Below are 22,401 nucleotides of genomic sequence, written 5' to 3' on the forward strand. Positions count from 1 at the left end.
CATGCTTCAGCAGCGCTCCGGGTGGCTGACGATCCTCCCTAACGGTAGATGGTTCGTACAGTTACCTCGGCTAGTCCTTAAACGCTCGCCAAAGCCACTGGTCGCCAGTCTCGGACCCTTTTCTCATACGAAACGGATATACGCTGGTTTACCCCGCGTGCAAGCAAGCCGTATTCGTACACGCATTAACTGGAAAATGGCGGACGACTCCCTGAAGCTTGGCCCACTATTTGGCATATTGACCGTTGGTGAAGGGGCAACATTTTTAGGAAATCGCGAAAACTTCAAGGATATTTCTCAATCGGGAAAGCAATGGGGTGCACTCGTATATGTGTTCACTCCACAAGGAATCAATTGGGAGAAGAAAAAGGTGCGTGGCTATTTGTACAACAATCGTCTAAACTCGTGGCAAGAGGTGATTCTGCCTTTCCCCCATGTGGTTTACAACCGAATTCCGACGAGAAAAGCAGAACGGCGACCTGAAGTCAGAAGAACATTGAACCGCATCCATGAGATGCCAAATGTCACATTGTTTAATCGCAGCTTTTTTGACAAGCAACAGTTGTTTACGATGCTTGAGTCCCATCTGGAAGTGCAAGCTTTTCTGCCGGAGACGAAACAGCTGGATACCTTGGCCCGCTTTCGAAGCTTTTGCACCGAACATCGCTTTGTCTACTTGAAACCGGTGCGCGGCAAAGCTGGTCAGGGAATCATGCGCATTGATTTCAAAAACGATAAGTGGTTCCTGCAACGGTTAAAGGAGCATAAGGCCATTACTCGCCGCTTTTCCAATTTGAATGACGTATGGAGGCATATTAGACTTCATGTCAAACAGCAGAAGTACATCATGCAGCAAGGCATCCGTCGTGCCCGCTACAACGGCAAACCTTTTGATGTGCGCGTCCTCGTACAAAAAGATGGTGAGGGCGAGTGGAGTGTAACCGGAGTTGGCATCAGAAGGTCTGGCTCGCAAAGTATCACTACTCATGTGCCACGCGGTGGCTCGATCCACTCGTTATCAACAGTTATGCAAGCCTTGTTTCATAATAATCACGAGCAAATGGAAAGCCACATTCACGATACGGCGCTCGCCATCGCACGATCATTAAATGCAGAATGGACGGATTTGGCTGAGATGTCGATGGACCTTGGCTTGACAGAAGAAGGAAAGCTATGGCTCTTTGAAGCAAATGCAAAGCCGGAGAAATTCGATGAACCATCGATTCGACAATTGTCGTTAGCGAATTTAATCCACTACGCACAGCATGTCTCCCACTTGCAAAGCAAGCGAGGGAGTGCCGCAGGATAAGGGCGTCGAGAACAGCACTAGCTGATTCACAGACGACCTTGGTGCGATTTGCCCGTCAGGAAGGGGAACAGCGCGTCACCCACTGACGCGATTGACCCCCAGGCTGTTGGCTCATCATGGGTCAATCCTTCCTGGTTGTAGATAAACGCTACCGCAATAAGTGAATCGGCATGCTGGCTGCACGTGCGGGTAGCACTGAACAATGAGGCAAGTCTCACATTTTGATCTAAAGGAACATGCCGTCTAGACTCCGGCATGTTTTTTTCGTTTCGAATGCATGACCTGATCAACCTTGGAAAAAATACTCCATGGAGGTGGTCTTAACCATGACCTACACAAATAACAATATGATGCAATCCCAGCAACAACCGCAATTTTTTGGAGCAGTAGGCCCTGCAGGTTCGATGTTCCAACCAGGCTTCGCCGGAACCAATGTACAAGAAGTACAATATTGGAACCAAGGCGGCCATGCACAATCGCTCGGAGCGCCTTCATTGGGGATGTCCTCCGGTGGGGCACAAGCGATTTTCTCCCCAGGTTTTGCCAATACGAATGTCCAAGAAGTGAGACAGCTAAATAACACTGGCTATCCACAACAGCAACAGAATTTCGGCTATGCTCAAAATCCAGCACTTCACTCCTTGCAAAACCAATCCACTGGCTATGCACAAGGCCAGCAAGCTGGCTACATACAAGCACAACCTTCGTATCAGCAATCGGTTGGACAAGGCTCCATTTTCTCTCCGGGCTTTGCCGGCACGAATGTTCAAGAGGTTCAAGCCCGCAATCAAGTTGGCTATAGCGGCTACGGTGGACAAGCTGGCTATACGAATCAAGCAGCCTATCCGCCAGCGATGACTGGCAGTATTTTTTCACCTGGCTTTGCCAATACCAATGTCCAGGAAGTTCGCCAGTTGAATAACACTGGCTATGGCATGCATGCTCAGCAAGGTCAGCTGCAACAATCACAGCTGCAACCACAGGCATATGCCAATCAGGGGTACAGCAATCAGGCTGGCGCAGGAGCACAAGCAATTTTCTCTCCTGGCTTTGCAGGCACGAATACGCAAGAGGTTCAACAATTGAACACCCCAGGCCAAATGGCTCCTCACACAGGCTCCATTTTCCCTGGCACATTCTAAATGAGAAAAGCGTGACCATCCATCGCGACGGTCACGCTTTTTATTATGGGAGATGGTTCAGCGGTCTACCTTTTCCCAAATTGCCTGATACAAGGCGTGCAAATCTTGCAAACTTTGTTCATCCACTGTAAAAATGATGCTGCCAAACACGTAGGCATCCTTCTGCACGCAGGACCATCCATCCCCGGGTGGTTGAAACTGGGCCTCCAAACACGCCTCGGTCTGATCCAGCAGTTGCCGTACCGCTACATGCTTTTCCAACGATGGCCGATAGTCTTCCATCACTTGCGCAAGCCGTTCATCCTGACGCGCCAGCCGATACAGGGCAAGCTCAATCTGGAGCCAGCAGGTCACATAAAAATGGAACTCCAAAAATAATGTGTGCACAGCTGCACGGATTTTGTCATGGTCACCCGTTTCCAAGGCTGCACGTGCTTCCTGCTTTTTCTCCTGAATCAGATCAAAATGACTGACTGCTCCACGGTAAAACTTGCGCACCACGTTGTACAACATCTCTGGTGTACGCGGCGGAAGATTTCGATGTCGGTTTTGCACATCTCGCATGGCTTTTTCTCCTCTTTCCGACGCTCGTTTTCTTCTATTGTACAACAATAACAATGACCCACGATATTGGCAGCCTACTCTTTCCCGTTTTTCCAGTAGTCATAGGCATGAATAGCGAGCCCCCAATACGAGGAGTATCGATCCAACACTTTTGTCACCAGATCCAGTTGTCGGTCCATTTCGCCCATGCCTTCCTCGTGAAAGGTAATCCCGTTCCCTTCGTGGCTCTCTTTCGTTTCCACGGCAACGACCAGCTTTTTCTGGAGGCTCTCTGCGTACTTCATCTGATTTTCAACCAAGCCGATGATGCCAGGTGCGCGATCGCGAAAGGCCATCAAGGTCGTATGATCAAGCTGTTTGATCATCCAATGCGAAAACGGCAATTCCGGCTGACCCGGTGTCGGTGTCTTGTCCAGCCATGCGGCGAGATCGACGCTTGCTTCCAAGGATGTTTCTTTCTTGGTCTCTTCGACAAATGCTTCGATGTTACCCATCCATTGGCGTAAAACTGCCTCTTTATCCTCGCGCCAGACAGGAAGGACATACGGCTCAATGTCTAAGTGAATCCCGTGAAACTGCTCTTCTGCCGAGACAGCCTCATTGTAGGCTTTCACCCAATTCACGAGCTTCATGATCTTGCTCCGACTTTCAGACAGAGCCCAAATCGGATGGCCCCCCATCGCATGAACCTCGATACCCGCTTCACGAGCCTCTTTCACGAAATCGCGATAATAGGAAATCGGCTGCTCCAAATCCAGACGCACATAGAGGAGATTCAGCCCGTTTTGTTCTGCAAAGGAGAGAATTTCCTCCTTTTCCGTGTCAATCAATTCTGCACGCCATATGTAGGTGCCTTTGTAGCGTTGCTTCGTTGCCGGGGGCAATGGAGCTGCCTCCTTCCAGTAGCGATAATCGTGGATCGCGACGCCAGAGAAGGACGGATGCTGTGCCAAATGTGCAGGTAATTGCTCTAATTGCTTTTTCATGAGAGCGGGGCCTTCCTCTGCAAAAGAAGCATGGTCTTCATCAAGCGGCTTCATATTCACAGCAACCAAGACACGCTTCTCTAGCTCATCCGCTTCCTTCATTTCCTGATCAATTAAATTCAGGATGCCGTTTTGACCTGACAGTGTGTCTCGATACGCCATGATACATACCGTATCAAACTGACCTATCATCCATTTGGACAGAGACATCTCCTCTTGTCCCGGAACGGGAATATCGTCCAGCCAAAATGGAATGGCTGCACTTGCAATCAATTCCTGATCTTTTGATACCTCGGCTGAAAACGCCTGCACATTGGCTTGCCATTCCCGAATAATCCGCATCTGATCGCTCTCCCAAAACGGCAGGAGATACGGCTCGATGTCTAGCTGAATCCCGCGAATTCGCTCATTCTTCTGGGCTTCACGATTGTAGCTTTTTACCCAGTGGACGATGTTCATCATCCGCCCTTCATTGCTTTTGAGTGCCCATGCGGGATGACCAGCAACCGCATGTACCTCGATTCCCATCTCTGTCGCTTCGCGGATAAAATCGCGGTAGTATTCATAGGGCTTGTTCATTTCGATTCGCAAGTAGACGAGATTAATATCGTTCCTTTTGCAGAAATCGAGAATCTCTTGTTTCTCTCTCCCGATCATTTCGGATTGCCAGATCCACGTTGCTTTACTCTTCTTCTCCGCGGGGGAAAAGCCGAACAGAAAGCCGACCGTCAGGCAGAGAACACTCAAATAGATGCGCGCAGCTTTCATTCGTCAAAGTTGCTCCTCTCGTTGACTTGCGTGCTTCCAGCTCTCGTAATCATGGATCGCACTTCCTGCAAACGCCGGATTGTTTGACAGCTCCTCCTGTAAAATAGCCAACTGGTTGTTCATCTCTTTTGTGCCTTCTTCATAAAAGCTCACATGAGCGCCTTCCATCGTTTCCATGATGTTGACGCCTATGATGACCGACCCTTTTTTGCGTACATTGGCATCATCGACGATCTTTTCTACGATTTCGACGATCCCATTTTGCCCAAGGGCTTGATTACGGTAGGCCATTAATGTAATACTGTCGAGTCTCTGCACCATCCAGTTGCTCACTTTTTCATCACTGTCAGGAACGTTTACGGAGTCGATCCAAAAAGGCAAGTCGGCACCGACAGCAAGATCCGTATCCTTCTTCGTCTCCGCTGCCAAATAACTGACATTCTTCAGCCATTGCCGGACGATTTCTGTCTGGTCTTCCTTCCATGCAGGCAACAAATACGGCTCGATATCGACGTGAATCCCCGAAAATTGTTCATTTGGCTTGGCACTTCGATTGAATGCTTTCACCCAGGAGATGAGATCGTCGATACTCTGTCGATTCGCTGTTAACGCCCAATTTGGGTCACCGCCAAGCGCCTCTACCTTGATGCCTGCCTGGTTGGCTTTTTCAATGAAGGTACGATACGTCTCTGGCGCAACTGCTGCTGGTTCAACGTGAAGATAGATCAGGTTGATGTGATTTTTCTCGGCAAACTCGATCATTTCATCGGTTTGGGTCTTCATTTGCTTGGCATCCCATATCCAGGTTGCTTTTGTCAGGGCGGAGCGGGTGCTTGCCAACGACAGCATGATGATCGAAGTCACTGTCACAAGAAGCAATGCTATCCAAAGCCAGCTATATCGGCGAAGTACCTGCATCAGCGCTGGTCGATACCATACTGTTGTGTCGTCGCTCCCACGCAAGCAAAAGCCCGCTCACCAAACGTACTACCGTCAACCGCTGAAAACGGCGGAATTCTCGTGTAATCCTCGATGCTCTTGTTTTTGACCAACGCGTTCGGCCCGATCTGGCAGCCTTCACCGATCTGTGTGTCGCCAAAAAGGCAGGTTCCCGGATAGAGCACTGTATCACGCCCGATCATTACGCCCGAATCGATGTACGTCGAGCTCGGGTCTATCATCGTCACTCCGTTTCGCATATGGAAATCGTTGATTCGCTTGCGCATCAGCTGTTCCAAATCTGCGAGCTGCACACGATCATTGACGCCATTGCCTTCTTCGGGATCATCCGTTGCAAACGCCGCTACCAAATGACCTTGCTCTTGCAATAGCCCCAGAACGTCCGGCAAGTAAAACTCCCCTTGCGCGTTTTCGTTTGAGACCATCGGCAGCATAGAAAACAGCTTTTGATTGTCAAAGCAAAAGATTCCGGTGCTGATCTCGTTCACCTTTTTTTGGCCCAAGGTCGCGTCTTTTTCCTCGATGATTTTCCGGACATCGCCGTTCTCGTCGCGAATGATCCTGCCATAGCCTGTAGGCTCGTCCACAATGGAGGTCAAAACCGTAGCTGCTGCTTGTTTGAGCTGGTGATACTCGAGCAAGCTTCGCAGCGTCTGTTCTTGTACGAGCGGTGTATCGCCATTCATGACAATCGTTATGCCATCCTGCGCCCCGAGAATTTCGTGGCTCATCCAAACAGCATGAGCGGTCCCCAGCTGTTCCGGTTGATACGCATACTGAACACGGTTTTTCAGCTGCTCTTTGACCACTTCGGCTCCGTGACCGACAACGACGACCAAGTGGCGAAGTGATAATGGTTCCAATGTCTCTACGACATGCTCAATCATTGGCTTCCCGCAGATTGGATGCATGACCTTGTAGAGCGAAGAGTTCATTCTGGTTCCTTTTCCTGCTGCGAGTACTACTGCATGTATGTTCATCCTATCGCCTCCGTCTTGGTCAGTTCCCCTTTTGCAAGCTGACCTTGTTGGATTTGCTGATCGAAGTATGGTTTCAATTCATAGGTCAGTGTGTCAATCATCATGCTCAAATTAATGTCTTTCCTCTGCACGCCCAGCTGATAGGCCTGAAGCATAATCTCCAGTAATTTCTCCTGATTCAACGTCCGCTTCGAGGTGTTCATTCATCTTTCCCCCTTATTTGAATGTCTCTACCTTCCTTACGACAGACGTTTGTGTTTACTCAACTGTTACACTTTTGGCCAAATTTCGTGGACGATCTACGTCATTGCCGAGCGCAACAGAAGTGTAATAGGAAATGAGCTGGAGGGGGATCACGCCTAACACCGGTGTAAACAAGGCATCTGTCTGCGGAATCAGGCATACGTCATCAACCGAGCGATGCAGCTCTACATGTCCATCTAGGGTAATACCGAGAACCTTTGCTCCTCGGGCTTTCACTTCTGTAATATTGCTGATCATTTTCTCATGCAGCTCATCCTGTGTAGCCAAGGCGATGACTCTCGTTCCCTCTTCGATCAGCGCCAGCGTGCCGTGCTTCAGCTCTCCTGCTGCATACGCCTCCGAGTGAATGTACGAGATTTCCTTCAGCTTGAGCGAGCCTTCCATCGATACGGCATGATCGAGTCCTCTTCCAATGAAAAACAGATGCTGCTCGTCCTTGATCGATTCAGCGAAATGACGAATCTCATCCGCATGTTGGAGAATATGCTCGACTTGATCCGGGAGTGCGGTCAGTTGTTGAAGCAGTGAGGCACGGGTGTCAGCATCCAGTGTACCCTTCGCTTGCGCCAAATAGATGCCAAGCAAGTAAAACGCAATCAGCTGCGAGGTATATGCCTTCGTCGAAGCAACCGCGATTTCCGGACCTGCATTTGTCGTAATCACGTCATCGGCGTCACGGGCAATCGAGCTTCCGACTACATTGGTAATCGCGAGTACTGCTGAGCCATTTCGTTTGGCTTCACGCATGGCTGCCAATGTATCTGCTGTCTCCCCTGATTGGCTGACGGCAATCGTGAGCGTATGGGGCTGAAAGAGTGGGCGACGGTAACGAAACTCCGACGCTACATCTACTTCTACCGGAATTTGTGCCAGTCGCTCGATCACATGCTTCCCGATCAAGCCCGCATGATAAGCGGTACCGCATGCGACAATGTAGATTTTCTCCACACGCTTGGCACTCGCTTCTGATAACTGAAGAGTAGGGAAAATAACCTTTTGCCCGGTAGGATCGATTCGGCCTGTCATTGTATTGCGCAGGGCACGCGGCTGCTCGTAAATTTCCTTTTGCATATAATGCGCAAAGCCGTCTTTTTCCGCTTGTTCCTTGTCCCACTCAATCCGCACCAGCTCTCGCTCGATTGGTTCCGTCGTATCCAGACGCATGACGTGAACAGAATCTTTGGTCAGAATCGCCAGGTCTCCGTCTTCCAAAACGTATACATCACGCGTATGCTCCAGGATTGCCGGAATATCAGAGCCAATGAAATTCTCATTCTCCCCTACCCCGATAATCAACGGGCTCGCCATGCGAACCGCAATCAGCTTGTCAGGCTCATGCTCCGTCATCACACCGAGGGCAAAGGCTCCGCGAATTTTGCCAGCGACCTTCTGCACTGCCGCAACCAGGTTGCTATCGTATTCCTGCGCCAAAAGATGCACGATGACCTCCGTGTCCGTCTCCGAAGTAAACATCACACCTTTTTCGATCAACTCCTGCTTGAGATCCAGATAGTTTTCGATAATGCCGTTATGCACAATCGTGAACTTGCCGGACTGATCAAAGTGAGGATGAGAGTTTTCGTCAGACGGTCGTCCGTGTGTCGCCCAGCGCGTATGACCAATGCCGATGGAGCCCTGCAAGCCGGACTTTTGGGTTTGGCTCTCCAGTACGTCAATTCTGCCTTTTGCCTTGCGAATGCCAATCGTTGCTCCGTCACAAATCGCAATACCAGCGGAATCGTAGCCTCTGTATTCCAGCTTTCGCAGCCCATTGATTAGAATCGGCTGCGCTTCCCTGTTCCCGATATATCCCATAATTCCGCACATGTCTTTGGTTCCTCCCTTGTTGCGTATCATGTTCCGACTTTGTATTATGCGAGCAAGCTGACGACTTCCTTCTCCTGCTTGATAGCCACGGAGGTTCCGATGCGATACACATTCGGATTCGTGATGCCCTCAAACGCATTTCGTGTATCGATAATGGCCACTCCCAAATCCGCCAGCTCCTGATAGGCAAAGCATTGGTGATTCGTAATGAGCACCATGCAATCGTAAGTCTTGAACGCCTCGTAGTCATTGGCAATGGAGTGGACGATCTCCCCTTGTTTATTCACAAAGCTCTGCGCATACGGGTCGTAATAGTCAACCGTTGCTCCGCTATTGGTGAATAGCTCGTAAATCTCCAGCCCAGGTGATTCCCGCAAGTCATCGACTTCCGGCTTGTAGGCCATGCCAAGAATCAAGATGCGCGAGCTGTTAATCGCCTTGGCGTAAATATTGAGTACCTGTGCAGTCTTGTTTCGCACATAGTCCGGCATGTTGTCGTTAATCGACTGGGCGATCTCAATAAATTGACTGTGAAAACGAAAGCCCTTGGCCTTCCACGACAAATACATCGGATCGAGCGGTATGCAATGCCCACCGATTCCGGGTCCCGGGTAAAACGGCATGAACCCGAAAGGCTTGGTCGATGCGGCCTTGATTACTTCCCAAACATTGATGCCCATTCTGTCGCACATCATCGCCATCTCATTCATGAAGGCAATATTGACGCTACGGAAGGTGTTTTCCAAAAGCTTGGACATCTCCGCCACCTTTGGCGAGGAGACCGGTACGACGGTTTTGACCAGACTGCCATACAAGAGTGTGCCTAACTCCATGCAACGTTCTGTCGTCCCGCCGATCACCTTTGGCGTATTGTACGTACTGTATTTACGATTGCCCGGATCGACCCTCTCTGGCGAGTAGCAGAGGAAAAAATCGATGCCAGCCTGATAACCCAGCTTTTCAAATTCGCGCTGGATCAGCTCCTCCGTTGTTCCCGGATAGGTTGTGCTCTCGAGTGTAATGAGCATTCCTCTTTTCATGAATCGCTTGATTTGCTCGACAACGTTTATAATGTAAGAGGTGTCCGGGTCCTGATTGGGACTGAGCGGTGTCGGAACGCAGATGCTGATCGCATCCAGCTGTTCGATTACGCTATAATCAGTCGTCGGAAAAAAGCGGTTGGTCGCGAGGCATTCCTGCAAGGTTTCATTAGAAATATCCTGGACGTAAGATTCTCCTCTTTTCAGGCTCTCAATTTTTCCAGCATGCAGATCGATTCCGACTACGGTATAACCGCTCTTGATCGTCTCTACGGCAAGCGGTAGCCCTACATACCCAAGCCCAATGACACCCACTCTCGCTGTCTTTCGTTGAATCTTCTGTTGCAGTTCCTCGTATCTCGCCATCCTCGTTTCTCTCCCTTTCTCTTTCTAGAATTATGAAATCAGCCTTTTCACCCTGGCTTCCAGTTCTACCGGGGAGAATGGTTTTGTAATGTAGTCAGATGCTCCCATCGCAAACGATTTTTGCACATCTTCTTCCAGACGTTTGTCTGTAAGCACCATAATCTTGCTCATGGAAGCGCTGATATGCTTGATTTTTTCCATGAGCTGGTATCCATTGAGAATAGGGAGATTCAGGTCGGTAATCACGAGATCAGGGGCGACCTCCTGATATTTTTCCATGCCATCCATCCCGTCATTGGCTACCGTAACGAGATACCCTTTTCGCTGAAAATAGATGCTCAAAAACTCGTTGACAGTCTCATCATGGTTAACCAGCAAAATACTTGCGGGTTCTTCTCTTTGAGCGGGATTCTGCTCGTAAATCTTGATCTCCCCGTGAACGCCTGGCTCTCTCATCTCTTGGATCATCCGCATCAGCATTTGACCGGACGAGCGGGAGCTTTCGGGAAAACTCGCAATCAACAGGCTGCCCGCAAGCAGTTTGTGCTCTTGCAAATAGTCTTTGACCCGCAAAGCATAGAAATGAGTGTTCGAAAGCTTCTGTCCTTCAAGCAGGATTCCGAAGAGCTGCTTGTTTTTGTCATACGCGTAGTGCAAAGCAATTTCGGAGCCGTCTCCTGAACTGGTGCCCAGGTCTTGCTTGATCAGCTCCATTGACTCTTTTGTGAGGTTTTTGCAAGCCGCCAGAATAACCCCACACGCCAATTGTTTCTCTTCCATCTTGCTTAGATGCTCGTAAAAAACAGGTACGAGATTACTCATGATCTAGCCTCCAAACTTGAAATGTTTTCGCTGCCCTTCGTCTGCCAGCTCGTCCGCGTCATCGTTCCCCAGGAGTTGTTGTTGCGCAAGTATTCAATATGACCGAGGAATCTCCAGATGACGCCGATTTGCCGATAGCCGAAGAACATCAGAATCGTATAGAAAAGCATTTTGACGATGTCCTGAAAGCGTGGATACCGTCGAAACGCGATTTCCTCCAGCAATAAGGAGCCAATGCCAAGCAGCATGCCATACAGTACATTGAGCAAGCCGTAGAGTAACAGGACGTAGCCGTTGGTCATATCCAGCAAGGTGTATCCGATGAGGGCCAATAGACCCGTGATGCGGAAGTACGGATTCAAGGTTTCAAACAGGATATTGAACGGTAGCGTGAGCATCCCGAACAGCTTGTACCTGGGGCGAAACGCCATGTGTCTGCCGTACTCAATCATGTTTTTCAGGTTGCCTCGTCCCCATCTGCGCCGTTGACTGCCCAAGATTTTGAGTGTATCCGGCGCTTGCGTCCAGCAGACCGCATCGGGGCAGAATGCCACTCGGTACGGCAGCTTGTTTTCCAGCATGTACTTGTGCAGCTTGATGATGATGTTCATGTCTTCACCCGGATACCCCTCGCGATAGCCGCCTACCTTGATGATGTAATCCTTGCGAAAAACACCGAACGCACCTGAGACGATAATTAATCCGTTGATTGCACTCCAGCCGATCCGTCCCCCGAGAAACGCCTTGAGGTATTCGACAGATTGCATCATCGGCAAAAACTTGTCTGGCAAACGAATGTCTTTCACGACACCGTCTTCGATCTTGCAGCCGTTGGCAATGCGGATATCTCCGCCGATAGCCACTGTTTCATCAGGGTTTTCCATATACACCTTCGCAATGCGAATCAGCGCGTCTTTTTCCAGCAGGGAATCTGCATCAATGGATGCGATCAACGGATAGTGGGAGAGATTGATCCCCGCATTGAGCGAGTCAGCTTTCCCTCCGTTCTCTTTGTCGATCAAATACAGATTCGGAAAAGCCGGATTGTGGTAGATTCCCCTGATGTTCGACGTATGCAAAAGCGGCTGCACTGGCATATGCTCGGAGTAAACCAGCGAAAACTCGTCAATCAATACCTGCAAGGTAGCATCCTTCGATCCATCGTTGACCACGAGCACCTCGTAGCGCGGATAGTTCAAGGATAAGAGCGACCTTACATTTTCAATAATCGTCAGCTCCTCGTTGTACGCTGGCACGAGAATCGAAATCGGCGGAACGTGCTCAGAGCCTGAAAGTGTCTGGAATCTCGAATAGATGGAGCTTTTTAAAATTCCCATGATGCTCTTGAACGAGAACAGCATGATGATGAAGTACAAAGAGTTGATCGCGATGACGTAATAGACCGCAAACACCCCGTAGTAAAGTAGAAAATCTCTCATGGCAGCCTCCTTTCGCTCTATCTTTCCAGCGCCTGAACCGTGGAGATCGTTTTGCGATACGACTTGCGGTACAGATGCAGCTTTTCGTTGTATTGCACGAGCTTCTCTGTCGCGGTTGCTGTTGCACCCTGTAGAACCAGCTTCTCTTTTTCCAGCTCCTCCTGGATCACTTGATGAGCCATCTCGCTCTTATGACCGTTTCTCTCTTCCTGCAAAATTTCACACAGGGCAGCAAAGCCTTCGACCTCCAGCTGCGCCAGGCTGCGTGCACTGTGATGACGAACCCACCAGTTCGAATCGCCAACCGCCTTTTTTAGCGCGGGAATGTACGTATGCAATTTCAGTGAGCCGATTGCCTTCGCTGCCATTGCCCGAATTTCCCAATCCTTGTGATTCATAAAATCTGTGAGTGTCTGCTCATTCATATAGCGGATATCCCGACACATGAGCTTGACTGCCTTGATTCGGACTTCCTTGTCAGGTGATTGAATGAGCGCGTATAGCGCAGGCTCAATGCCGGGCTGGGCATGTACGGCGTAGCCAATCAGTCCGATTTTGACCAGTTCAGCATCGGAATCTTGTAAAAACTGTGCGAAAAGCGGTGCCGTATCCACCTGCGAATCACTGATGATATCCACGATAAGCTGGTGGACATTTTTCTTCGCTCCGACAACGTGGGTCGTCATTTCCCGCAAATCTTCTGTATTGCGAGCACATTTGGCGACGGAGCGTGCAATGATAAAAACACTGATGTCTTTTGTGTTTTTTTGCAGGAGGGTCATGAGAGCTGGTACGGCGAGCTTGGAGCGCATGATCCCCAAATTGTAAGCGGCATCCACTCTCGTCCATTTCCACCAGCCATTTAGTCTTTGCATATCCAGCTCTACGAGTCCCAGATCCTCGCAGAGCCAGATCAGCTTGTCCCGATGAATACCTGTGAAGCACTCCATCAGCTCAAACAGCTTTTTCTGAATGATTTGCTTTTCTTTTTGCGTCACATCGCCATAAGGCACTTGCAAGCGCTCCTCTTCTTCCCCGTGTGCTTGCAGGTAAACGAAGTAATCGCGATATTTTTCCAGACAGTGCATGGTCTGTTTCTCCACCGAAATGTTGCGTAGCTTCAGTGCGAACAAGACAAGCAAGCCTAGTACTGTCAATCCACATAGCGCGTACAGAAAAACAATTGCCGTCGCCAATGGTGTTTGCACGTTTGCCACTCTCCTATCCAATCAAGGCTGAGTCCCGGTCTTCACCGGAGCCTCAATCTTGTGGAATGCTTTTTTTAGTATGGAATAGCTCTGTTTTTTGCGTTCGTGATAACCGACCTGCTCCCAGCCTTGCCATGTATACATCGGGAGCTTTGTCACTGCATAAGCGTTTTGTCCGACGATTTGTTTCGTCGCCGTATCCACGAGGAACGGCAGAATGCGTATGCCTTTCGTCGTCTTCGTCGTGAAGCTTTTGCCATCATCCTCATAGCTCATGACGGACAAGGAGCTCGGGTCTGTAAATCCAAGCAGCATCCACGGTACTCTCAGCTCTACCACTTTGCCCTTCGCTTGCCACGCGGTTCGTGAGTCGTACTGCGGGTCTTGGGCATCTGTCGTTCCCCGGATCAGCTTGCCGACCTCGACTTCCTCCAACGGATAGTACTTCTTGCTGTCTGGCGGCTCCATCTCCAGGCTAACGGCCAGCTTCCACGGCTTGAATATCCCGGAATCGTCTTTTTTCTCCTCTTCCTTGACTGCAAGCATGCCGTAGCGTTTTCCGTATAAGCGTGCATGAAAGTCGTAATTGGCAGCGATTTGAATCTGGCTCTCGTCTGCTTTGCCCAACGCGATCAACGTCTCTAGCCCCTCGTCCAGCGTTAGGCCGGGAAGCTGCACAGCATGCTTGTTCCCGCCAGGAAGCGTATCAACGCCTACATAGAGCTGTTGTTTAGCCGGGTCAAACTCTTCCTTCAACTGAGCAAGGAGATAGACGTACCCTTCATCATGTGTCATCCAGATTTCGTCGACACCCGGAACTTGAACATCGAGACGTTGCTTCTCTTCAGGCACGAGCTGATCCCAATCTGTGCGATTCCCATCGATGGTCAGCACGCCTTCTTTGTTCGGGTACATGCCGAGGACTCCAAACAGAGACTCGTTGGTCAATACGTTGATCCACAGGGAGCGCCGATCTTCCGGAAACTCAAAGCGCATCGTGTTCCATGTTTTTTTGAACCACTCGTCCTGCCAGACAAATACGATTGCTCCCGCATACCCTTCTTGATGGATTTCTTGCAAAATCTCTGCGTCAATCTCTCCCTGCTGCTTTTCTGAATGACCACCCTGATTGCGCCCCAAATTTCCCAGATGGGCGACTCCCACCGATGCCGGGACCCCGAATTCCGTCACCATGATCGGCATGTTTTTGTGATACTGCTTCAGTTGTCGCAAATACGCTTTGTACGTATCGATTTGCCCTGCATCGTTCTTCAACTGTTGCAGGGTAGTGTCGTAGCGGAAAAAATCCGGATAATACGGGTACACGTGATAGGAAGCGAAGTAGCCTGCCTCCCACTGTGTTGGCTCTATATGGGTAGGATCGACACTGACCAAATCTTCATGATGGATCGGCTCTCCCGGATGCGATAAGGGGTCTGTTGTCACCCAATTGGTGAAGGTCATCGGATGCTGCCAACCGTATTTGCTCTCCTCCGTTGCGACAGTATCCACCATTTCAGCAATCCATGTCTCAAAAGCGGTTGCATTCGGTGTCGCGTGGAAGTACTTCCCTTGATAAGGTGCAACTTTTTGATGCAGGCGGTTGGTGTTTTTTACCATTACAGGGTCCCACTCGGTCCCTGTGTGCCAGCCAATCAAGTATTTGCCCGCATTGGCACGGTATGTACCACTTGCCTTTCCCGGTTTTTCTGGTAGGGTGATGTCTCCGTAGACAGCGCCGACTGCATCCTTGATTTCCTGTCGAAACTCCTCACGAATCTCTGGCAAATAGGCGTCTTTCTTTTCAATCAACAGCTCTTCTGGACTCCAAATGCCCTGCATCAAATAGAGAGGGTCCCCTTCTTTTCGCCGATTGTAATCGACCAGAGCTTCATAGAAGACCGGAGAATGGATCGTATACACACGAATGACGTTCGCTCCCATCTCGTCGATCATCGCGAACCAGCGCATGTAATCCTCTCTCGTTATGGGAAGCTCACCCGGATAATGACCCGGTAACGATGCCCCCAGATTGACACCTTTCGCAAAAAAGGGCTGCCATTTCTGATTCTGATAGACTTCGAACAGCTCACCATTCGTGCGAAATTTTAATTGAGCACCTGTAGTCGTCTCCATGCTTTCGACACGATCTGCTGCCCAAAACCACCAGAAGGCACTTGCCCCCACCACGATCAGCATGGTCAAGCTCATCCAGCGCCATCTTTTCTTTTTTGTTGGCTCCATTCCTCGTCAACCTCCGATATGTTGCCACGTCACAGTCATTGTAAACATAGGGAGCAAATCGTTCCCATAGACAATATTCACTATTGTGTCTTTTTCAGATTTGTCATGAAAATGTAATGTTAGGACGTATTCGCCTCCATTGTCCTACGTTTTTTGGAGGGAAGTCCTGCAACCGGGACGGTCTTCTGGCCCACATTTTTTGCCAACTAGGTACAATTGCTCCTTCCTTTTTTTTCCTTTTCGCTCGTAAAAATGGTAGGTTGCTACTATTTGAAAGGCATTGGATTTTTCCGATATAAGGGATTATTTACAAAAAGAATACAAAGTGTTTCGCCGCTTGATTCTGAGGAGGGTTCGTTTATAATAGATATAAAAGGTCTATAAAGGTGGTAAATGAACATGAATCAACTTATCGATGTAGGGATTATTGGTGGAGGACCAGCAGGTATGAGCGCCGCTCTCGCACTTGGCAGGGCAAGAAAAAGTGTCGTCGTTATCGATGAAGGCCGTCCGCGCAATCGCGTTACACGTGAATCGCATGGCTTTCTTACGAGAGACGGCATCACTCCGAGCGAGTTTCGTCGCATTGCAAGAGAGCAAATCAGCGCCTACCCTTCCGTTCACTTTGTGGAGGATACAGCGGTCACGATCACGGGACAAGATGGAAATTTTCTCATAACGACTGCACAGGGAATGACTTATCAAAGCAAAAAGCTACTGTTCGCAGTGGGAATGAAGGATCTCCCATTGCCTGTTAACGGATTAGCAGAAGTGTATGGAAAAAGTGCTTTTGTCTGCCCTTATTGCGATGGATGGGAATTACGCGACCAACCACTTGTCTTGATAGCAAACGGAGAGAAAGCATTGCACTTGGCAAAAGTGCTATCTGGTTGGACCAATCATTACACCCTCTGCACCAATGGACCAGATGAATTCACGGAAGAACAAAGGTTGGAGCTGTTGCAGCATCGCGTTCCTGTCTTTGACTCCCCGATCGAACGGATTGTATCTATCGATGGGATGGTGCAACATGTTGAGCTTACAGATGGCAATAGCATCGCGTGCACAGGGATCTTTTTTGCCCCAAAACTCGTTGCTGGATCTGACTTGCCACAAGCATTAGGCTGCCATGTAACGGAAGCCGGAACGGTTATCGTCGACAACTTTGGGAAAACGAGCGTACCGGGTGTCTACAGTGCAGGCGATGCAGCAACTACACAATACCAAGTGATAACTGCTGCTGCTCTAGGCTCTGCGGCTGGAATGAGCATCAACAACGAACTGCTTGTAGAGGCATGGAATCGGCAAAGCTAGAAAGCTAGCTCTATCCCTCCGCGTTCCTTCCATAAAAAAGGACAATCCCTCCGACTGCAATAGACGGGTGGGATTGTCCCTCTTCTTTATAATAGAAGCAATGCTCTTTCTTTGATTACAGCGTCTTCTGTCCTGGCTTCCAATTCGCCGGGCACAGACCGCCTGCTTGCAGGGCTTGCAAAATACGAGTTGTCTCTGTCACGCTGCGGCCCACGTTCATGTCAGTTACCACTTGGTAGCGCAGAATGCCGTCTGGATCGATGATGAACAAGCCACGGTGAGCTGCACCGGTCTCTTCATCAAGAACACCATAAGCTTGTGCCGTCTCTTTTTTAAAGTCGCTCGCGAGCGGGAAGTTTACTTCACCGATGCCGTTTACTTCACCGATGCCGTTTTCATCGCGCGGTGTTTTGATCCATGCCCGGTGCGTATGTACGCTATCTGTGGATACACCCAATACTTCGCAATCCAAATCTTCGAACTCTTCCATGTTGTCGCTAAACGAAGTCACCTCTGTCGGGCAAACGAATGTGAAGTCGAACGGCCAGAAGAACAAAATCAGCCATTTTCCTTTGTAATCAGCCAGCGACACACGTTCCTCCAGTGTCTCGAGGTTTTTAGTTGTGAGCATGTTAAAGTCAGGTGCCGGTTTTCCTACTTGAAGTTGTACAGTTTGCTGTGTTGTCATCGTTGTCATGATACATCTCTCCTTTTATATGGTACCTGATGAAATTTACTTCGCAGCCTCTTCCAACACTGCCAGTGCTTTTTTGATACGGGTCGGGTTGAAGCCCAAAACTTGCTTCTCGCCAATGACTGTCAAGGGAACAGACATCACGCCTAAACGGTTCAGTTCCTGGAAGTACTCCTCTTTTTCATCGATGTTTCGCTCTTCGAAAGAAATGTTTTGTTCTGTCAAATACGTCTTTAATTCCTTGCAGAAGTTGCAATGTGTGCTGGAGTATACGATTGCTTGAGCCATGTTTGTTTCTCTCCTTTTTCTTCTATTTGTACTGTGGAACAACTTTAGAGCGTTTGTTGATGTATTTGTCTACAGCCATAGCCGCAATGGCACCGTCTGCCGCAGCGACTACTGCTTGCTTCACAGGTGTTTTGCGCACCTCACCCGCTCCAAATACGCCTGGAACAGAAGACTGCATGAACTCATCTAAAATCATAAATCCTTCCTCATCGAGGGGAACTTGCCCATCCAAGAAATCGGTACCCGGCTTGCTGCCAGACAGGAAGACGAAAACCCCGTCTACAGACAGCATTTCTTCCGTTCCTTCTGCTGTGCGAATGCGCAACCCTTCTACCGATTTCTCTCCCACAATTTCTAATGGGCGGGTACGAAAATGTATTTCCGTGTTCGGCAGCTCGGGTAGTTCATCTACCCCTTGAAGATCAGCGCGCGGCACCAAGAAAGTGATTTTGTCCGTAAATTTGGTCAGTGCATGCGCTTCTTCCAATGCTTCCTCCGTGTCACCGATGACCGCCACATGCTTGCCTTCATAAAAAGCTCCGTCGCATGTCGCGCAAGTGCTCACGCCTCGTCCGAGCAATTGCTCTTCACCTGGAAGCATACGGTTACGTCCTTTGGAACCAGTCGCTACGACCACGGCCTTCGCTTGGAAAGTACCATGAGCCGTGAAGATGCTTTTTTCCTCATCCTCCACATCTACCGCAGAAATCGTAGTCTGGATGAATTCTGCACCGAAGCCCTCCGCTTGTCTGCGCATTTTATCCAATAGTTCTTTCCCTGTCATCTCGCCTTCTACCCCTGGGTAGTTGGCGATTTTATGTGTCAGGGCAAGCGCACCAGTTCCGGGTGCCTTATCAATGACGAGCGTCTTTAGATTTCCACGAGCTGTATATATGGCAGCAGAAGCACCAGCTGGTCCTCCGCCGATGATGATGACATCATACATGAATGGCCCCCCTTACTTATTATCAGATTATAATTATTATCAACTAGGAACAATTATCATTGTACTTGATATAACTTTAAAGTCAATATTTTTTTATAATAATTTTAAATAAGGCCAGTAAGATTCATCTCACTCATCACCCGCATACTTGTCTGTATTATTTTACGATTCCGAATTCAACCAATTTCGTTGACGAAACAAGTAATTCAGGATAAAGTACCACTAACACTTGAACGCACAAAAGCAAAGAAGCAAGAAAGCACAAAAGTGCGAAAGCGAAATATACTTTCTCACTGCTTTAGGCTGATTTAACAAGGAGTTGCCATTATGAACAAGCCATTATCTTTTTCGCAAAGTATTTGGGTGCTTGTCACCGTATTCGGAATCTTGTTTCCTGCCCTTTTTTGGGGCAAAGTGGAGCCGCATATGCCGCTCTTCCTCGCAACCATAGGGGCTGCCACTCTTCTCTTCCTGTTCGGCGTTCCGTGGAAGCAAATGGAGGAGGGCTTGATCAAAGGAATTCAAACTGCGATCGCCCCTATGCTGATTCTTTCCTTAATTGGAATTTTGATCGGGGTATGGATGATGAGTGGAACTGTTCCGATGATTCTGCACCTCGGCATTTCGCTGATCTCACCGGAGTACTTCACACTCTCTGCCCTGTTTCTGACGGTGATCGTCTCCACTGTTACAGGGAGCTCTTTCACCACGATTAGTACGGTAGGGGTCGCTATGATGGGAGTCTCGACAGCACTCGGACTTGATCCGTTGATTACAGCTGGAGCCATTATTTGTGGAGCTTGCTTTGGGGATAAAATGTCGCCGCTCTCCGACACGACCAACTTTGCAGCAGCCATTGCAGGCGTTTCCTTGTCGGAGCACGTCAAGTTCATGTCACGCACTGCCCTTCCTGCCCTTGTCATCACCGCGATTTTCTTCGGAATTCAAGGACAAAGCGCCAATGTGAATCTAGACGCCATTCAAGAAATCCAGCATGCTTTGGAACAAAATTTCTCGCTTAGCCTCTTATCGCTGCTGCCAGCATTCGTCGTCCTGTTATGCTCAGCGCTGCGAAAACCGATTTTGCCTACATTGGTATTCGGGATTTTGAGCGGAATTGTCACAGCTGCTCTTTCCGAAGGAGTTACCTCTCCGGTCCAATGGATGACTGTCATGCAAAAAGGCTTCACCAGCAATATCGCCAATGAAGCCGTTGCATCGATTGTGGACCGCGGTGGACTGTTGTCGATGACCTGGTCCCTCGCCTTGATTTTGATTGCCTTGTCGTTAGGCGGCATCCTGCAATACAGCGGTGTGTTTCATGCACTCTTTTCCGGATTCATCAATCGAATCAAACGAGACGCTGAGATGATCGGGCTTGCCGGATCTTCTTCTATTCTCGTGAATCTGCTGACAGGAGAACAATATTTGTCTATCCTGCTCCCTGGGCAGATGTTTCGTGAAGCATTCACAGCTCGCGGAATGGCGGGCAGACGACTGTCTCGTACTCTCGAAGACTGCGGGACACTCGTCAACCCACTCATTCCATGGGGGGTAAGTGGTGCATTCTTTACCGCTACCTTGCACGTATCTACAGTGGAATACTTGCCTTATGTCATCTACCTGTGGATCTCGCCCGTTTTGACGTTTCTATTCGCCATGCGTCGGCAAAAAGCTTAGCCGGCTGCATACACGGTCGTACAGTTTTTCCCTTTGCGCTTGGAGCGGTACAGTGCCTCATCTGCTGCCCGCTTCAAGCCATCTGCCGTGTTTGCGTCTTGAGGGTAGCGCGCAATGCCAACACTGACCGCAATCAAGATGCAGCAATCGTCCTGTGTTAAGGGGCGCAAGCGCAAATATTCCCGAATGGCACTCGCTTTTTCCTCCGCCATCTCCATCGACGCCCCCGGGCAGAGCAGCATGAATTCATCTCCCGCATAACGATACGCAGTATCCTCTGGTCCCGCTACTTCTTTCATCGCTTCGGCAATTTGCTTAATCAATGCGTCCCCTGCATGATGACCATAATGGTCGTTCACCGTTTTTAAGCTGTCTGAATCCAGCATGATCAAAGAGACAGACGCATCCTTTTCACTCAGCAGCTTTTCCAAATCACGATGGAAAGCACGATAATTCGCAATCCCTGTCAGCTCATCCTGAAATGACATCTGGTACATTCGCTCATACAAACGCGCCGTTTCAATAGCACTTGCTACCTGAAAACCAATGATTTTCAGTAGTTCCTCGTGCTCTTTTTTATAGGCGAATTCCCGATAAGACTGGGCAGAAACAACGCCTTTGATCTGATTCCCCAGCATAAGTGGAACGAAAATGCATGTATTCGTATCCATTTCCGGGCTTCCCCAGCGGAACATTTCTGGCTCGCTTGGCTCATTCTTCATCGTCTTGATATGGATGGTTTCCCGTGTATCAATCACTTTGGACACCATCGCTTGCCCATAGGGAATCGTGAGCGGACCGTAATTGACCCCATTATCGATGCTGATCGGAATTTTGATCTCACTGTCGCCCTCATCATAAAAGGCAATAAAGAAAGCATCTGCACGCATCACGCGCGAGACCAGCTCAAATGCTTTCCACAAAATTTCGCTTTCCTCAAACGTTTTCGCAAAAATGTGGCTGAGGTCATGTAAAATCTTCATGTGCTCGGAGATCCACATCATTTCGGTTACCTTATTTCGGAACTCCACAATCTGCTTCAGCAGTTCTGCATGCAAGACACTGTCCTGTTCCGACAGCATACTATCTACCTCACGAGATAACGCTTCAACCTCGCCAAGCTCGACTGCTTCTATGTTGCCGAGCCATTGGCTATAACGCTCCAACAACTGTCTTGCATACGCTTCTTTAACGTCGTGCTTCTCATGCATATTCAACCCTCCGGCTATTGGGTAGCTTTACGCTTTTTTTTCATGATATCGCTCAATAGCTGCACGGATGGCTTGCAAGACAGCTCCCTGACCAGGTGCTAAAAAACGTTCTTGGATCGCCTTCGTGATCTCCTGCATGCCATCTGCAACTGTCTTGCCTACAAGCAAGCTAACCAAAAACTCACTCGTCTTGTCCATGACAAAGGTAAAGCTGGCGTCGCAAATCACTTCGGCGTCTACATCAATGATGAGTACACAGCCTACCATGGTTGAAACCTCGTACAAGGTAGTTCCCTTGGGGATTTGGGCGAAACCTGCTGTCAGTACCGTATTTTTGTTCATCCAGTCG

General features: G+C 49.2%; 21 protein-coding genes. 4 read left to right on the plus strand and 17 right to left on the minus strand.

Annotation, left to right across the window (positions count from 1 at the left end):
- Window position 1: 1 nt before the first annotated feature.
- Window positions 2–1,309, plus strand: coding sequence for a YheC/YheD family endospore coat-associated protein (locus HPY31_RS12690; RefSeq protein WP_172140990.1), 1,308 nt, complete (start codon window positions 2–4; stop codon window positions 1,307–1,309).
- A gap of 26 nt (window positions 1,310–1,335) precedes the next feature.
- Here the strand turns inward: HPY31_RS12690 and HPY31_RS12695 are convergent, their stop codons facing one another.
- Window positions 1,336–1,566 (minus strand): hypothetical protein, encoded by a 231-nt coding sequence (locus tag HPY31_RS12695; RefSeq protein ID WP_172140991.1) that lies wholly within the window; start codon window positions 1,564–1,566, stop codon window positions 1,336–1,338.
- A 69-nt stretch (window positions 1,567–1,635) separates the two neighbouring features.
- On the opposite strand from HPY31_RS12695, the gene HPY31_RS12700 reads away from it, so the two are divergent.
- A complete protein-coding gene (locus HPY31_RS12700; protein WP_172140992.1) occupies window positions 1,636–2,451 on the plus strand; it encodes a hypothetical protein in 816 nt (271 codons plus the stop codon).
- Between the two features lie 57 nt (window positions 2,452–2,508).
- Here the strand turns inward: HPY31_RS12700 and HPY31_RS12705 are convergent, their stop codons facing one another.
- From HPY31_RS12705 to HPY31_RS12755, 11 genes are all read right to left on the minus strand, one after another.
- Window positions 2,509–3,015: a hypothetical protein gene (locus HPY31_RS12705; RefSeq protein WP_172140993.1), complete on the minus strand. Its 507-nt coding sequence runs from the start codon at window positions 3,013–3,015 to the stop codon at window positions 2,509–2,511.
- Window positions 3,016–3,089: 74 nt separating this feature from the next.
- Window positions 3,090–4,769 (minus strand): hypothetical protein, encoded by a 1,680-nt coding sequence (locus tag HPY31_RS12710; RefSeq protein ID WP_172140994.1) that lies wholly within the window; start codon window positions 4,767–4,769, stop codon window positions 3,090–3,092.
- Window positions 4,770–4,772: 3 nt separating this feature from the next.
- Entirely contained in the window at window positions 4,773–5,687 is a 915-nt protein-coding gene (locus tag HPY31_RS12715; protein WP_172140995.1) for a hypothetical protein, read from the minus strand.
- Window positions 5,687–6,709, minus strand: coding sequence for a bifunctional UDP-N-acetylglucosamine diphosphorylase/glucosamine-1-phosphate N-acetyltransferase GlmU (locus HPY31_RS12720; RefSeq protein WP_172140996.1), 1,023 nt, complete (start codon window positions 6,707–6,709; stop codon window positions 5,687–5,689). Before HPY31_RS12720 ends, HPY31_RS12715 begins: the two co-directional genes overlap by 1 nt.
- Window positions 6,706–6,912, minus strand: coding sequence for a hypothetical protein (locus tag HPY31_RS12725; RefSeq protein ID WP_012685087.1), 207 nt, complete (start codon window positions 6,910–6,912; stop codon window positions 6,706–6,708). The genes HPY31_RS12720 and HPY31_RS12725 overlap by 4 nt, the downstream gene beginning before the upstream one ends.
- 55 nt (window positions 6,913–6,967) lie before the next feature.
- Window positions 6,968–8,800 carry a glutamine--fructose-6-phosphate transaminase (isomerizing) gene (gene glmS, locus HPY31_RS12730; RefSeq protein ID WP_172140997.1) on the minus strand — a complete coding sequence of 611 codons (1,833 nt, stop codon included), beginning with the start codon at window positions 8,798–8,800 and terminating at the stop codon, window positions 6,968–6,970.
- Window positions 8,801–8,844: 44 nt separating this feature from the next.
- Window positions 8,845–10,206 carry a nucleotide sugar dehydrogenase gene (locus HPY31_RS12735; RefSeq protein ID WP_172140998.1) on the minus strand — a complete coding sequence of 454 codons (1,362 nt, stop codon included), beginning with the start codon at window positions 10,204–10,206 and terminating at the stop codon, window positions 8,845–8,847.
- Between the two features lie 30 nt (window positions 10,207–10,236).
- Window positions 10,237–11,028, minus strand: coding sequence for a response regulator transcription factor (locus tag HPY31_RS12740; RefSeq protein ID WP_172140999.1), 792 nt, complete (start codon window positions 11,026–11,028; stop codon window positions 10,237–10,239).
- Window positions 11,025–12,467, minus strand: a complete 1,443-nt coding sequence (locus tag HPY31_RS12745) for a glycosyltransferase family 2 protein (protein WP_172141000.1) — start codon at window positions 12,465–12,467, stop codon at window positions 11,025–11,027. The genes HPY31_RS12740 and HPY31_RS12745 overlap by 4 nt, the downstream gene beginning before the upstream one ends.
- A 17-nt stretch (window positions 12,468–12,484) precedes the next feature.
- Window positions 12,485–13,675 carry a HEAT repeat domain-containing protein gene (locus tag HPY31_RS12750; RefSeq protein WP_172141001.1) on the minus strand — a complete coding sequence of 397 codons (1,191 nt, stop codon included), beginning with the start codon at window positions 13,673–13,675 and terminating at the stop codon, window positions 12,485–12,487.
- A 21-nt stretch (window positions 13,676–13,696) separates the two neighbouring features.
- Window positions 13,697–15,919 carry a hypothetical protein gene (locus HPY31_RS12755; RefSeq protein WP_172141002.1) on the minus strand — a complete coding sequence of 741 codons (2,223 nt, stop codon included), beginning with the start codon at window positions 15,917–15,919 and terminating at the stop codon, window positions 13,697–13,699.
- Between the two features lie 399 nt (window positions 15,920–16,318).
- Between HPY31_RS12755 and HPY31_RS12760 the strand changes: the two genes are divergently transcribed.
- On the plus strand, window positions 16,319–17,233 hold the full coding sequence (locus HPY31_RS12760; protein ID WP_172141003.1) for an NAD(P)/FAD-dependent oxidoreductase: 915 nt from the start codon (window positions 16,319–16,321) through the stop codon (window positions 17,231–17,233).
- 115 nt (window positions 17,234–17,348) lie between these two features.
- Here HPY31_RS12760 and HPY31_RS12765 read toward each other — a convergent pair whose 3' ends face one another.
- The 3 genes from HPY31_RS12765 to HPY31_RS12775 are packed head-to-tail and all read right to left on the minus strand — an operon-like array spanning window position 17,349 to window position 19,161.
- Window positions 17,349–17,921 carry a peroxiredoxin gene (locus HPY31_RS12765; RefSeq protein WP_172141035.1) on the minus strand — a complete coding sequence of 191 codons (573 nt, stop codon included), beginning with the start codon at window positions 17,919–17,921 and terminating at the stop codon, window positions 17,349–17,351.
- A gap of 45 nt (window positions 17,922–17,966) precedes the next feature.
- A complete protein-coding gene (locus tag HPY31_RS12770; protein WP_172141004.1) occupies window positions 17,967–18,215 on the minus strand; it encodes a glutaredoxin family protein in 249 nt (82 codons plus the stop codon).
- Window positions 18,216–18,237: 22 nt separating this feature from the next.
- Window positions 18,238–19,161: an NAD(P)/FAD-dependent oxidoreductase gene (locus tag HPY31_RS12775; RefSeq protein ID WP_172141005.1), complete on the minus strand. Its 924-nt coding sequence runs from the start codon at window positions 19,159–19,161 to the stop codon at window positions 18,238–18,240.
- Window positions 19,162–19,488: 327 nt separating this feature from the next.
- Between HPY31_RS12775 and nhaC the strand changes: the two genes are divergently transcribed.
- Entirely contained in the window at window positions 19,489–20,841 is a 1,353-nt protein-coding gene (gene nhaC, locus HPY31_RS12780) for a Na+/H+ antiporter NhaC (RefSeq protein WP_172141006.1), read from the plus strand.
- Here the strand turns inward: nhaC and HPY31_RS12785 are convergent.
- A complete protein-coding gene (locus tag HPY31_RS12785) occupies window positions 20,838–22,052 on the minus strand; it encodes a sensor domain-containing diguanylate cyclase (RefSeq protein WP_172141007.1) in 1,215 nt (404 codons plus the stop codon). The genes nhaC and HPY31_RS12785 overlap by 4 nt on opposite strands.
- Before the next feature lie 27 nt (window positions 22,053–22,079).
- The gene (locus tag HPY31_RS12790) at window positions 22,080–22,394 is read right to left on the minus strand and encodes a DUF3870 domain-containing protein (protein WP_007725309.1); all 315 of its coding nucleotides are present in this window, start codon (window positions 22,392–22,394) and stop codon (window positions 22,080–22,082) included.
- Between the last annotated feature and the right edge of the window lie 7 nt (window positions 22,395–22,401).

Origin of the sequence: Brevibacillus sp. HB1.3 (assembly GCF_013186635.1) — a bacterium.
Lineage (GTDB): Bacteria > Bacillota > Bacilli > Brevibacillales > Brevibacillaceae > Brevibacillus > Brevibacillus brevis_D.

What these genes read in the sequence shown, in the direction of transcription:
- HPY31_RS12690 (WP_172140990.1), top strand. Translation starts at nt 2, where the DNA reads ATGCTTCAGCAGCGCTCCGGGTGGCTGACGATCCTCCCTAACGGTAGA.
- HPY31_RS12695 (WP_172140991.1), bottom strand. Translation starts at nt 1,566, where the DNA reads ATGCCGGAGTCTAGACGGCATGTTCCTTTAGATCAAAATGTGAGACTT.
- HPY31_RS12700 (WP_172140992.1), top strand. Translation starts at nt 1,636, where the DNA reads ATGACCTACACAAATAACAATATGATGCAATCCCAGCAACAACCGCAA.
- HPY31_RS12705 (WP_172140993.1), bottom strand. Translation starts at nt 3,015, where the DNA reads ATGCGAGATGTGCAAAACCGACATCGAAATCTTCCGCCGCGTACACCA.
- HPY31_RS12710 (WP_172140994.1), bottom strand. Translation starts at nt 4,769, where the DNA reads ATGAAAGCTGCGCGCATCTATTTGAGTGTTCTCTGCCTGACGGTCGGC.
- HPY31_RS12715 (WP_172140995.1), bottom strand. Translation starts at nt 5,687, where the DNA reads ATGCAGGTACTTCGCCGATATAGCTGGCTTTGGATAGCATTGCTTCTT.
- HPY31_RS12720 (WP_172140996.1), bottom strand. Translation starts at nt 6,709, where the DNA reads ATGAACATACATGCAGTAGTACTCGCAGCAGGAAAAGGAACCAGAATG.
- HPY31_RS12725 (WP_012685087.1), bottom strand. Translation starts at nt 6,912, where the DNA reads ATGAACACCTCGAAGCGGACGTTGAATCAGGAGAAATTACTGGAGATT.
- glmS (WP_172140997.1), bottom strand. Translation starts at nt 8,800, where the DNA reads ATGTGCGGAATTATGGGATATATCGGGAACAGGGAAGCGCAGCCGATT.
- HPY31_RS12735 (WP_172140998.1), bottom strand. Translation starts at nt 10,206, where the DNA reads ATGGCGAGATACGAGGAACTGCAACAGAAGATTCAACGAAAGACAGCG.
- HPY31_RS12740 (WP_172140999.1), bottom strand. Translation starts at nt 11,028, where the DNA reads ATGAGTAATCTCGTACCTGTTTTTTACGAGCATCTAAGCAAGATGGAA.
- HPY31_RS12745 (WP_172141000.1), bottom strand. Translation starts at nt 12,467, where the DNA reads ATGAGAGATTTTCTACTTTACTACGGGGTGTTTGCGGTCTATTACGTC.
- HPY31_RS12755 (WP_172141002.1), bottom strand. Translation starts at nt 15,919, where the DNA reads ATGGAGCCAACAAAAAAGAAAAGATGGCGCTGGATGAGCTTGACCATG.
- HPY31_RS12760 (WP_172141003.1), top strand. Translation starts at nt 16,319, where the DNA reads ATGAATCAACTTATCGATGTAGGGATTATTGGTGGAGGACCAGCAGGT.
- HPY31_RS12765 (WP_172141035.1), bottom strand. Translation starts at nt 17,921, where the DNA reads ATGACAACACAGCAAACTGTACAACTTCAAGTAGGAAAACCGGCACCT.
- HPY31_RS12770 (WP_172141004.1), bottom strand. Translation starts at nt 18,215, where the DNA reads ATGGCTCAAGCAATCGTATACTCCAGCACACATTGCAACTTCTGCAAG.
- HPY31_RS12775 (WP_172141005.1), bottom strand. Translation starts at nt 19,161, where the DNA reads ATGTATGATGTCATCATCATCGGCGGAGGACCAGCTGGTGCTTCTGCT.
- nhaC (WP_172141006.1), top strand. Translation starts at nt 19,489, where the DNA reads ATGAACAAGCCATTATCTTTTTCGCAAAGTATTTGGGTGCTTGTCACC.
- HPY31_RS12785 (WP_172141007.1), bottom strand. Translation starts at nt 22,052, where the DNA reads ATGCATGAGAAGCACGACGTTAAAGAAGCGTATGCAAGACAGTTGTTG.
- HPY31_RS12790 (WP_007725309.1), bottom strand. Translation starts at nt 22,394, where the DNA reads ATGAACAAAAATACGGTACTGACAGCAGGTTTCGCCCAAATCCCCAAG.